Genomic DNA, 11,952 nt, shown 5'->3' on the forward strand with positions numbered 1-11,952 from the left:
CTTTAGACATTCCATATTCATTTATTCGTCTTATACCCGCAATACTCCTGCCTGATTCAGGATTAGAAGGCTGTTATATTCAGGAAATCTCATAATTGGCAAACTTCCTAGTCATGAGATGGGACAGGTCTGGCATATCCATTTATTAAGAGCCAGTCCACTAGACACAGGAATAAGTATTAACCCAGGGGAAGAGGGAAGTCCATTTATGAAAAAACAAACATTCATCCAAGGAACCATGATTCTACTTGCAGCCGGCATTATCAATCGTATCCTTGGATTTATTCCCCGTATTATACTGCCAAGAGTGATTGGAGCTGAGGGTGTCGGCCTATACCAGCAAGGTTACCCATTCTTTATCGTAATCGTGACTCTGATCACTGGAGGCCTTCCCTTAGCGATCGCTAAGCTTGTGGCTGAAGCCGAATCCTTAGGCAATAACGGTAACGGTTCATCAGAAAAAATTCTTAGAGTAAGTCTGATGTTCACGTTGTCGCTGGGCGTGTTGTTCACTACCTTATGTATTATCTTTGCACCATGGGTAACTAGCACCATTCTAACTGATGAGCGTGTCTACCATACCTTTGTCAGCATGACACCGATGATTCTCATCATCGCTGTTTCGTCCGTATACAGAGGATATTTCCAAGGAAAACAAAACATGATTCCCTCTGCCGCTTCCTCCATTGCCGAGACGCTCATGAGAATATTGTGTGTGCTGTGGTTCTCCTATCTTCTGCTTCCACGAGGCATCGAATATGCGGCGGCAGGAGCTATGCTGGGCGCGGTCGCAGGTGAGCTTATCGGTATGATTGTACTCCTCTGGCAGCATGAGAAATACAGAAAAGCGGGAAAAACATTACCTTCTCTCCCATCATCACCTGCTAAACAGAGTAAGGGACAGCAAAAATCGATTTTCAAAAAACTAATGGCCATCTCTATTCCAGTTACAGCCGGTCGCCTAGTAGGTTCATTGTCTTACTTGCTGGAGACTATCGTTACAGCTCAAAGTCTCGCCCTTGCGGGTCTGACCAAGGCATTGGCTACAGCACAATATGGTGCACTCCAAGGCATGGTAATCCCTTTGCTGCTGCTTCCTGGTGCATTGACATCATCACTGGCTACATCGCTCGTTCCGTCATTATCGGAGGCAGCCGCAAGAAAAGATTATAAAACCATTCACAAGAGACTTCATCAATCACTCAGACTTGCTCTTGTCACCGGCGGACCCTTTGCAGTCGTGATGTATGTACTTGCGGAGCCTCTTTGCCGGCTGCTTTATGACGATGGCTCCATCGCCGACATGCTCAAGACCATGACTCCATTTGCCCTGTTCATCTATGTACAAGCTCCACTCCAGGCCGCACTACAAGCTTTAGATCGACCAGGAAGAGCCCTTATCAACACCACGATCGGTGCCGTTATTAAAATTACTCTTATCCTTACGCTTGCTTCAAGACCTGAATATGGCATATACGGAGCGGTCATTGCCATCTGTGTTAACTCCCTCATTGTCACTCTGCTTCACGGACAAAGCTTGAGACAGCTCCTTGGCTTTCGCTTTCGTTGGCTCGATCTCATTAAAGTGGCAGCGGGCATGGTAATTATGGCCGGTGTCGCACAATATTTGTTCATCCATCTGCCTTGGACTCATTTATCCTTCTTACAATTTGCAGTTTCCAGTTGGATAGGACTTATCGTTTATTTAGCAGTAATGGCAGCCTGCCGTTTAATTGACTTGCACGATTTGTCCCGTGTTCCTTTTATCGGCTCATGGATATCGCCACGTAAATAGCTTGCCGCTTATTTTTCGAATTATTTTTTAGAACTGTCTTTTTTAGCGTTAACGTATATCTGGCCCTTATGATCAATTGAGCATAGAAAGACATCCTTGAAGTCTTTTATCCCATGCTCTTGGATCTGATTCTTCAGCCAGAAGCGGTTTTTCTGAATCATATCCAGATTGGCATCCTGCACCTTCCCATCCATAATGAGCGGAAGCGGCAGTGCCTCATAACGGATATTCGTCAAATTGATACTCTTCTGCTCTTCTGCAGCTTCGCTCATATGTGAATATAGGCTTTCTTGTGGATGCTTTGGTTTCTCATCCGGCCTCTTCTCTTTTGGAATGATGGACAGCTTCCCAGTTGTCTCTAGAATGGCAAACTGTAAGTCGTCAACATTATCAACATTCTGTTCGCGCAATTGCAGCATGAGATCGTCAAGATTATATCGCTGTCTTTTCATTTCATCACGCTGCAGTTTTCCGTCCGACACGAGAATGACCGGCTTACCATCTGCAGCCAGACGGAACCATCTGCTCTTTAGCCCGAGGAGGGCGAGACATACCTGCAGAATAATGAGTGTTATAATCGGCACAATGCCTTCATATAGAGGTCTTTCTACATCCTCTATAGCGAAGACTGCAATCTCTGCGAGCATGATGGATATAACGAGATCAAAAACAGACAGCTTCCCTATTTCTCTTTTGCCCATCAAACGAATTGCAAAAGCAGCAATACAGTACATGAGTACCGTACGCAGAATATGTAACATGACATGATCGATCATGATCCGTGCCTCCCTGTAGCTATGGGTCAAATGTGGACATTGGTAATGAATAGGTTGACCGAAGTTCAAGAGAGCCATTCCATTTAATTAATGGAAAATGAGAACATAAGCCGTATAGCTTGGCCATAGAATGTATTAATTAAAGCCGATCAAGGAGGTTTCCTGTATGGATTTTGTACGCCGCGTATTTTCCATTCGTATTCACAGCCCGCTGCTCTCAGGATTAATTACTGCCTTTGTGTGGATGTTTGTTGGTGCCTTGGTTTTATCTCTCTTTCTGTGGCTGACAGGTATGCGAGAGCAAGACTTATCCTCCTATACCTATTTCGTTCATTCAATTGCCCTTTTATTCGGAGGGTTCGCTTCAGGAAAAAAATCGGGGGAGCGCGGATGGTATCATGGTGGTATTACAGGAGTGGTATACGGTCTTCTCGTCTTTGTTATCGGATTTCTAGCTCTTAATTCTTCGATTCAATTATATGACTTGCTGCAATGGGTAATTGCATTTTTCGTTGCTGCCCTTGGTGGGATCTTCGGAGTTAATATCAAGAGATAGCATCACCCTCCCACAGTTTATTTTCCAAAATCCATATATATCATCCTCCAAATCAAAATAAAAGGACTCCGGCATGGAGTCCTTTCTCATTTCTACAGCTTTTATTAGTGCACCTGTTTGTCCCTATTAAGAGCATTCATGTTCACTTCAATTCAAGCGGATGCTTATGCTGTTTCTTCGCTTTCTCTTGGAACGACGGAGCTGATGCTGTTGCGGTTAAATGTCAACTTAGTGACATCGTTTACGCGCAAAACGATCGTATCGTCCGTAACTTCAGTGATCACACCGTGAAGTCCGCCAATTGTAACGACCTTATCTCCCTTTTTCAAGGAGTTCAGCAAGTTTCTATGTTCTTTTTGTCTCTTTTGCTGCGGTCTGATCAGAAGAAAATAAAACACCGCAAACATAAGTACCATCATTATGATGAGCTGAAGACTACCGCCTGTACCTCCTGCTTGTAATGGAGCATTTATCATCTGTTTTCCCCCCTTTCTAAAATTAACAATCCTTATAATCATGATCCTGCTTAAACCATACTCGCGGATCTAAAATCCTTTGTCATTGTCATGGAGACCATATTGCTCAAAGAATTCATCACGGAAATCTAGTAGACGGTCATCCATGATCGCCTGACGCACTTTCTTCATTAAATTCAATAAGAAATGCAGGTTATGATACGTTGTAAGACGTAGGCCAAACGTTTCGTCTGCCTTAATCAAGTGCCGTAGATATGCTCTTGAGTAGTTCCGGCATGTATAGCAATCGCATTCAGGATCAAGCGGACTAAAATCACGGGCATACTTCGCGTTACGCACAACAAGTCTGCCTTGACTAGTCATTGTAGTTCCATTACGTGCAATACGAGTAGGAAGTACACAATCAAACATATCCACGCCTCGGATTGCTCCCTCAATCAATGCATCAGGGGAACCGACACCCATCAAATAACGCGGCTTATCTGCCGGAAGCAATGGGACCGTATAATCCAAAACTTGGTACATTAAATGTTTGGGCTCTCCCACACTTAGTCCACCAATAGCATACCCCGGGAAATCCATGGAAGTCAAATCTTGAGCGCTTTGTTTACGCAAATCTTCATGCATTCCACCTTGTATGATCGCGAACAAACCTTGGTCATGAGGTCTTGCATGACTTTCAAGACAGCGCTCTGCCCAGCGGCTCGTTCTTTCGAGCGATCTCTTAACGTATTCATAGTCTGCAGGATATGGAGGGCATTCATCAAAGGCCATCATAATATCCGAACCAAGAGAGTTTTGAATCTCCATTGCAACCTCAGGAGAGAGGAACAATTTATCCCCGTTCAAATGAGATCGGAAATGTACCCCTTCCTCAGTGATTTTACGCATGTCGCTCAAGGAGAACACTTGAAATCCGCCGCTATCCGTCAGAATAGGACGATCCCAATTCATAAATTTGTGCAGGCCTCCCGCTTCACGTACAATATCGTGTCCTGGACGCAAAAACAAATGATAGGTGTTGCTCAGTATAATCTGAGCCTCCATCTCTTTAAGCTCTTCCGGACTCATTGTCTTAACTGTAGCTTGGGTTCCTACCGGCATAAAAATGGGAGTCTCGATAACACCATGCGGCGTGTGGACTCGTCCCAAACGGGCACCTGATTGCTTACAGGTTTTGATATGTTCATAAGTAATTGCTGCTGACATTTTATTATTCTCATCCTCTATCTTAGTAAATGAACATTGAATCTCCGAAGCTGAAGAAACGATATTCTTGATTTACTGCCTCTTTGTAGGCAGTCATGATGTTCTCAAGACCAGCAAGAGCACTTACCAGCATGACAAGTGTTGATTTGGGAAGGTGGAAATTCGTGATTAGAGCATCAACGACCTTAAATTCATACCCTGGGTACATAAATATATCTGTCCAGCCACTGCTGGCTGTCAGCTCTTTACCTTCAAGCTGGGTCCCTACGGTTTCGAGGGTTCGGCAGCTCGTTGTTCCCACGGCGATAACTCTTCCCCCACGGTTTTTCGTCTCATTAATCAGATCCGCTGTTTCTTGATTCAGAGAGTAGTATTCCGCATGCATGACATGTTCCTCTACGACATCGACCGACATGGGACGAAACGTTCCAAGCCCTACATGAAGGGTTATGAATCCAATTGAGATTCCTTTGGCCTGAATTCTCTCAAGGAGCTCTTCAGTGAAGTGAAGACCTGCCGTTGGAGCCGCTGCAGAGCCTTCATGCTTAGCATATACTGTCTGATAGCGTTCCTTATCCTCCAGCTTCTCCTTAATATACGGAGGAAGTGGCATCTGCCCTAAACGATCCAGTATTTCCTGGAAAATACCGTCATAGCTAAAGCGAATTACTCGTCCACCCATATCGCTCTCTTCCTCAATTGTAGCGGACAACTCTTCACCGAATCGGATGACGGCTCCCTTCTTTAGCTTTTTCCCCGGCTTAACGAGCGTTTCCCAGCGATCTTCCCCAAGATTATGCAGTAAGAGAACTTCAGCCTTAGCGCCAGTATCCTCTTTAACACCAAATAATCTGGCGGGAATAACCCTTGTATCATTAAGTATTAATGTATCCCCCGGATTAAGATAATCTATGATATCCGTAAAAGTGTGGTGCCCCATCGCACCTGTCTCTTTATTGAGTGTAAGCAGCCGTGATGCGCTGCGCTCTTTTAGCGGCGTTTGAGCAATCAGAGACTCCGGTAGTTCAAAATCATACAAATCTACATTCATAAGTTCGTCATTCCTTAACAATAGTTACATTCTGATAATAGTGTTTCAAAATAGACTGGTAATCATACCCTTCATCTGCCATTCCCTTGGCACCCCATTGAGACAATCCCAAGCCGTGACCATACCCTTGTCCATTAAACAAGAAGGATTGGGTCTTGCTTACAGCCCTTGCATTACCATCGCCGTTCATAACGACCATTGAATTGCCGGAGTAGGATGAGGTTCCCGAAGCTGAAATGACAGAAGCACCGCCAGAACCTTTTTTCTCCGCGGTTTGTCCGTTTGCACCTAGTACAGTATAACTTCCGGTATCCGTAATATCAAACAATGTACTTGGCAAGCTGCCAAATGCGGATCGATAAGCGTCTCCATATTTTACGCCAAGGACCTGAGCGTTGGCCCGTACTTCTAGAGCACGGCCTGACGACCCTCGTTCGGTAACTTCAAGACTTGTAATAGAGGACGGTACAGTGGTGTTTACTTTGCCTTGGAGCATAGCTACGACCTCTGCGGATGTGAAAGGACCTCTCATCCAGCTGAAGCTTCCGGATTCATTAACCTTGCCTAGAACTACGGCTTCTGTTCCCGGATTCAATTGTGATATTGGATTTACAGCGGATTGAATCAAAGGAATTTTTCGCACATTCGTATTCTGAGCTGTCACTGTCAGCTTTGGAAGCCCTGCCGCTGTAGTGCCTTCAAGCAATTTGGTATTGTCTTCCCTTACGTAGCCTGTCTTGCCATCGGCAAGCAGCACATGATACCACTCGTATGTACCTTCCTGAGCTGCTTTGTCCCCCGGACTTTCTACGCTAGCGAATAAGTTTCCGCCGCCATTCCACACCTCTGAGGGATCAGCTGTGGTTCCCCCTGCATTGGATGAGAAGATCGCTTCAATAATCTTGCCGCCGCTCTTCAGAACCTCACCCGACGTCGCATCAACGGCCTGTGTAACACGCTCATGCTCTGCACCCATTCCATTGTAGGCTTGACTGAGCGTCGTATCTACAACATTGGCTATGGTAAAACGATTGCCCTGATACAGAGCATAGCTCCGTGCAGCAACAGCCTGGGCTTTCAGTGTCTCTTCCGGCCAGGATGTATATACCTCCGTCCCCACTACAGAGTAGAGATATTGTTCAAGCGGCAGCTCATTAACCAATGCCAATTGACCGTTATAGCTGCTAATCTCAAAATCACCACGATAGGTTCTTGCTGAACGTTCTGTAACACGAGTTCCAGCTTCTCCTCCGTCCAGTACAAGCTTAGCCTCATTTCCACTGACGATATAATGATCCCTCGCTGCTGGTGAAGCGAGATTCAGCGTTGTATCCTCTCGAATAATCATTGCTTTGGTACTTGGAACGACCGGTGTCATTGTGAGCTGAGGCAGCTGTTGTTTCACTGCTTTTTCAACAGAAGTGAGCAGTGCATCTGTCGTCTCTTCACCGATCCAAACTGAATATTCAGGAGCCCCTGTGCCCTTGGATTGCAGCACCGTATAAGCATCAAATCCTTCAGCCGTAATTGTGCTGCGCACCTTGTCAGCAGCTGCCTTGGAAGCGTAGACGCCTACGGAGCTATGTTTACTTCCCTTCACAGCAGGCTTTTGACCGTTTAACAGGGCGCTGTTATTCTGGGCAATTCGTGAAGCAGCTGCCTCTGCCAGACTCAGCGTATTATAATTGCCTGTATATACCTGATAAACTATTTTACCGCTCTTAGAAGCAGAATACATAATCGGTTTGTCAGCCGTGCTCTGCAGAGCTTTAGTGATGGCTGCCGCTTTTGCAAACTCATTAGTTTCGAATACTTTTAAACGATACCCGTCAACACTGAATCGAACCTCATCAGCACTTGAAAGTGTAAGCCAGGCTTCGTATCCGTTATTTCCTGACATTCCAGCAGTCCCATTTCCAGATGTTTGCATAGTAACTGCCGGCGTGGTTGACTTATACGTGCTGCCTAGGTCAACAAACATAGCTACACGAATCGTATCGACTTCCGATGCATTAGCATGTGACGGCATGTAAAGACTTCCTGCTACTACTGCAGCTGCTACAGCGAGCTTCGCCCTCTTTAACCAATGCAAACGATGTTCGCTGGGCTTTGTTCTTCGGTACATTTAGTTATTCTCCTCCCCGATGTTGGTGCAAAGACTCCATTTCTATCGTTCATACGGTTTGTACTACTGCACGATGAACCTCAGATTTTTGCATATTTCGAATTTATTAAGTCAGCAAAACCCTCAAACATATAGGTTTATCCTGCTTAACCAACGATTTTGGGCATCATTTAAAATAAGATGCTGGAAAGTATATTGTCTGTTCTCCAGCGGCGGGACAAGCCTGTAGTCATGACTTACCTAACGTTAAACTCTATTTATCTGTCGGCATGGGAATACCGAGATGTTCATATGCAGCAGGTGTTACAACTCTGCCTCTTGGTGTCCTCTGCAGAAATCCAATCTGAAGCAGATAAGGCTCGTAGACATCCTCGATCGTCTGACTTTCTTCCCCTATTGTTGCTGCAATTGTATCAAGTCCGACAGGCCCGCCACGGAAGCTCATGACCATCGACTTCAGCATCTTATAATCTATATCGTCAAGTCCACGAGGATCGATTTGCAATCTTTTTAGAGCTTCCTCTGCCAAGGCTGAAGTTATGATTCCATCTCCGCGCACCATAGCAAAATCACGTACACGCTTCAGCAATCTGTTCGCAATTCGAGGCGTTCCTCTCGAACGAAGTGCAATCTCTTCCGCCGCATCGCCAACAATCTCAATGCCGAGCAAGTCCGCTGTACGAGATACAATATAAGTCAGCTCGTCCACGGTATAGAATTCAAGACGACTGATTACCCCGAAACGATCTCGTAACGGTGCGGACAGCAGTCCTGCTCGTGTAGTAGCGCCCACCAGTGTAAATGGAGGAAGATCAAGTCTCACAGAACGCGCACTCGGTCCTTTACCGATCATAATATCAAGAGCAAAATCCTCCATAGCTGGATACAGCACTTCTTCAACGGAACGATGCAATCGATGAATTTCATCGATAAATAAAACATCGCCTTCCTGCAAATTGGTTAAGAGCGCAGCCAGATCACCCGGCCGTTCAATCGCAGGACCTGAGGTTGTCCGAAGGTTAACACCCAGCTCATTCGCGATAATATTGGATAATGTTGTTTTGCCAAGACCCGGCGGTCCGTACAATAACACGTGATCCAGCGCTTCATTACGCATTTTGGCGGCCTCAATATATACCTTTAGATTCTCCTTGACCTGATCTTGCCCTATATATTCATTTAAATAGCGGGGCCGTAAACTTAGCTCCACCGCATGATCTTCCATCATCAGATTGGCGGATATAATCCGTTCATCCATATTTATCCCTCTATTCTGTTTCAAGCATTAACAAGCCGGGAATAACCCACTTTCTTTATCCGGTAAACAACATTTTAAGTGCTTTCTTCATCAAGAGATCAGCTGTATCCTCAGCCGTTGTCTCATTCTTCATCTTGAGCCATACTTTGTCCAGCTCGCTGTCTGTATATCCAAGTGCCTTCAGGCCCTCTCGTGCCTCTGACCAATAGGAGCCATCGCCTTCTTCCGCCACATTCGGTGCGAATAGACCGGTAGCATACATGGTACCTCCGAATCCGTCAAGCTTGTCCTTCAGGTCAAGTATCATCCGCTGTGCCGTCTTTTTACCGATACCCGGTAGTTTCGTAAGGAACATAATGTTCTCTTGATGAATGGCCGCTATCAGCTGATCAGGTGTGCCTCCGGTTAGGATACCCAGTGCTACCCGAGGACCAATCCCTGAGACTTCGATTAATTTACGAAACAGCTGCTGCTCCTCACGAGTCGAAAAACCGTACAACAGCATGGCATCCTCTCGCACATGATGATGTGTATAAACGGTCACAGCAGTCCCTTCCTGCTTAGCAAAAATAAAAGGATTCGGGCAAAAAATCTGATATCCGATTCCTTGAACATCGACGACCACATAATCATTTTCAATCATGACCACAGGTCCTTTAATATAATCTATCATTTTCTCGTAACCTCATTTAACTTCGAATTTAGAGTATAAGAATGGGCATGACATATAGCCACAGCCAGGGCATCCGCGACATCATCAGGTTTAGGGACAGCCTGCAGCTTGAGATACATCCGAACCATTTCCTGTACCTGTTTCTTCTCTGCCTTACCGTAGCCAACGATAGCCTGCTTGACCTGCATTGGTGTGTACTCCGCAATAGGCAGACCTCTTTGCGTAGCAGCAAGAACAAGCACTCCCCTCGCCTGACTTACTGACATCGCTGTGGTCACATTTCGATTAAAAAACAATTTTTCCAGCGCAACCGCATCCGGTTTATATTTATCTATTAATTGGGACATCGCTTCATATACATGTAGAAGTCGTTCCTCTTCAGGCGTATGTGCCTCTGTCTGGATCGATCCGTATTGTACAGGTGTTAATTTGTTCCCTGTTTTATCTACGAAGCCAAACCCTACAATAGCAATCCCAGGATCAATTCCTAAAAAGCGCAAAACCATCTCTCCTTAACATCTGCGAACATATGTATCGTTTAATCATTATATCAAATGTTCAAGGTGTAGAACGAAAAAGTTTGCACTTCGACGAAAACTCCTACAATTTCGTGAATATCGAACAAAAGGAACGCAAAAAAAGGCAGTTTTCACTGCCCTCTTTCAATTAACTACAACTTTATATTTTAGGAATGATCATCTTACAATATTTCCGACCGGTGCTACTGCGTAATCACTAAAAGTTGACAAAACACTGTTATATTCATCAACATCCTGGATGCGGATCCCTTTATGGAGCTGCTCAAGTACTCCTTCCGGGAGGGAGGATTCCATCGTACCTACGTCTAGCTGAAAAAACGTACGAATCACTTTTTCTTCGTCAGGTTCGCCTTGGTACAGTATCAAATTCCCGTTAGGGTCCATCCCCATAAATGCATTTTCTCTGCATTCTGGAGATAAATCATTGATTTGTTCGTTCAGTATAAGTCGGTTCTGGTCCAAACGGCCGCTCCAATCGGGATGCTGTTTAATGATGGATACCATTTCAGCGGTATCGAATATTCCAAGAGATATGGTCTCCACACCACAAATATAACTCTTCTCCAAGGCAACTTCTGTTAGCTGTTCTGTATCTTCAATTTTCTTTATAAGCAGTTCCTGTGAGGGATCAGACTCTTCCATCAAATTTAAATTATTCCCGATGACCTCCACATTGTCCGGCATAGTCAATAGAGATTGCAATGATTGTGATAGCGGAAGCCCGCCTAAAGCCATAGCCGCGAGTACTAAACAAATTGTAAGCCTCCAAAAAATTCGTTTAAGCCCTTTGAATCGTTTATCTTTATCTTTTCGTCGAAAAAATATCAATGGAATCCCCTTCTATCACACTTTTTTTGTTAAGTGTGACCCGAATTCGCTAAATATATACAAAAAAGGCTACCGCGTATGCGATAACCTTTTTATGAATCGGGATGACACGATTTGAACATGCGACCCCCTGGTCCCAAACCAGGTGCTCTACCAAGCTGAGCTACATCCCGATAAACAATGCCGGTGAAGGGACTCGAACCCCCACGGTTTCCCTCACGATTTTGAGTCGCGCGCGTCTGCCAATTCCGCCACACCGGCCTATTTTGTAATTTCAATACCTTCTTCAAACGATATTCGAGTAACTAGGGTGAAAATAAATAAAAGCGGAAGACGGGAATCGAACCCGCGACCCTCGCCTTGGCAAGGCGATGCTCTACCGCTGAGCCACTTCCGCTTAATAGGATGCGCGTGGAGGGACTTGAACCCCCACGTCAAAGACGCTAGATCCTAAGTCTAGTGCGTCTGCCAATTCCGCCACACGCGCATATATATGGAGAGTCATATAGACTCGAACCAACTACTTATCAAAGGATTATAATGGCGGAACTGACGGGATTCGAACCCGCGATCTCCTGCGTGACAGGCAGGCATGTTAGGCCTCTACACCACAGTTCCATGTAATTCAATTGCGGGGGCAGGATTTGAACCTGCGACCTTCGGGTT

At 45.2% G+C, this 11,952-nt stretch carries 11 protein-coding genes and 5 tRNA genes; 2 read left to right on the forward strand and 14 right to left on the reverse strand.

Annotated features, from left to right (window positions below):
• The first annotated feature begins 208 nt into the window (after window positions 1–208).
• Window positions 209–1,795 (forward strand): stage V sporulation protein B, encoded by a 1,587-nt coding sequence (gene spoVB, locus ACFQ3J_RS24210; RefSeq protein ID WP_091158914.1) that lies wholly within the window; start codon window positions 209–211, stop codon window positions 1,793–1,795.
• Window positions 1,796–1,815: 20 nt separating this feature from the next.
• Here the strand turns inward: spoVB and ACFQ3J_RS24215 are convergent, their stop codons facing one another.
• Window positions 1,816–2,571, reverse strand: a complete 756-nt coding sequence (locus ACFQ3J_RS24215) for a DUF421 domain-containing protein (RefSeq protein WP_170862454.1) — start codon at window positions 2,569–2,571, stop codon at window positions 1,816–1,818.
• A 166-nt stretch (window positions 2,572–2,737) separates the two neighbouring features.
• Between ACFQ3J_RS24215 and ACFQ3J_RS24220 the strand changes: the two genes are divergently transcribed.
• On the forward strand, window positions 2,738–3,127 hold the full coding sequence (locus ACFQ3J_RS24220) for a TIGR04086 family membrane protein (RefSeq protein ID WP_091158916.1): 390 nt from the start codon (window positions 2,738–2,740) through the stop codon (window positions 3,125–3,127).
• A 164-nt stretch (window positions 3,128–3,291) separates the two neighbouring features.
• Here the strand turns inward: ACFQ3J_RS24220 and yajC are convergent, their stop codons facing one another.
• From yajC to ACFQ3J_RS24285, 13 genes are all read right to left on the reverse strand, one after another.
• Window positions 3,292–3,603, reverse strand: coding sequence for a preprotein translocase subunit YajC (gene yajC, locus ACFQ3J_RS24225; protein WP_091158918.1), 312 nt, complete (start codon window positions 3,601–3,603; stop codon window positions 3,292–3,294).
• A 69-nt stretch (window positions 3,604–3,672) separates the two neighbouring features.
• Window positions 3,673–4,812 (reverse strand): tRNA guanosine(34) transglycosylase Tgt, encoded by a 1,140-nt coding sequence (gene tgt / locus ACFQ3J_RS24230; RefSeq protein ID WP_091158920.1) that lies wholly within the window; start codon window positions 4,810–4,812, stop codon window positions 3,673–3,675.
• Window positions 4,813–4,834: 22 nt separating this feature from the next.
• Window positions 4,835–5,863, reverse strand: coding sequence for a tRNA preQ1(34) S-adenosylmethionine ribosyltransferase-isomerase QueA (gene queA, locus ACFQ3J_RS24235; protein ID WP_091158922.1), 1,029 nt, complete (start codon window positions 5,861–5,863; stop codon window positions 4,835–4,837).
• Between the two features lie 7 nt (window positions 5,864–5,870).
• Complete coding sequence (locus ACFQ3J_RS24240) at window positions 5,871–7,988, reverse strand: SpoIID/LytB domain-containing protein (RefSeq protein WP_091158923.1); 2,118 nt, start codon at window positions 7,986–7,988, stop codon at window positions 5,871–5,873.
• 253 nt (window positions 7,989–8,241) lie between these two features.
• Complete coding sequence (gene ruvB / locus ACFQ3J_RS24245; protein ID WP_091158925.1) at window positions 8,242–9,246, reverse strand: Holliday junction branch migration DNA helicase RuvB; 1,005 nt, start codon at window positions 9,244–9,246, stop codon at window positions 8,242–8,244.
• Between the two features lie 55 nt (window positions 9,247–9,301).
• Window positions 9,302–9,919 carry a Holliday junction branch migration protein RuvA gene (gene ruvA / locus ACFQ3J_RS24250; RefSeq protein WP_091158927.1) on the reverse strand — a complete coding sequence of 206 codons (618 nt, stop codon included), beginning with the start codon at window positions 9,917–9,919 and terminating at the stop codon, window positions 9,302–9,304.
• Window positions 9,916–10,419 carry a crossover junction endodeoxyribonuclease RuvC gene (ruvC, locus tag ACFQ3J_RS24255; protein ID WP_091158928.1) on the reverse strand — a complete coding sequence of 168 codons (504 nt, stop codon included), beginning with the start codon at window positions 10,417–10,419 and terminating at the stop codon, window positions 9,916–9,918. Before ruvC ends, ruvA begins: the two co-directional genes overlap by 4 nt.
• Window positions 10,420–10,614: 195 nt before the next feature.
• Complete coding sequence (locus ACFQ3J_RS24260; RefSeq protein WP_244533235.1) at window positions 10,615–11,286, reverse strand: BofC C-terminal domain-containing protein; 672 nt, start codon at window positions 11,284–11,286, stop codon at window positions 10,615–10,617.
• A gap of 99 nt (window positions 11,287–11,385) precedes the next feature.
• Window positions 11,386–11,459 (reverse strand) — tRNA-Pro (locus tag ACFQ3J_RS24265).
• Between the two features lie 8 nt (window positions 11,460–11,467).
• Window positions 11,468–11,547 (reverse strand) — tRNA-Leu (locus tag ACFQ3J_RS24270).
• Between the two features lie 64 nt (window positions 11,548–11,611).
• A tRNA-Gly gene (locus ACFQ3J_RS24275) sits at window positions 11,612–11,683 on the reverse strand.
• 9 nt (window positions 11,684–11,692) lie between these two features.
• Window positions 11,693–11,773, reverse strand: a tRNA-Leu gene (locus tag ACFQ3J_RS24280).
• 54 nt (window positions 11,774–11,827) lie between these two features.
• A tRNA-Asp gene (locus ACFQ3J_RS24285) sits at window positions 11,828–11,904 on the reverse strand.
• Between the last annotated feature and the right edge of the window lie 48 nt (window positions 11,905–11,952).

This window comes from Paenibacillus provencensis (assembly GCF_042678545.1).
GTDB lineage: Bacteria > Bacillota > Bacilli > Paenibacillales > Paenibacillaceae > Paenibacillus > Paenibacillus provencensis.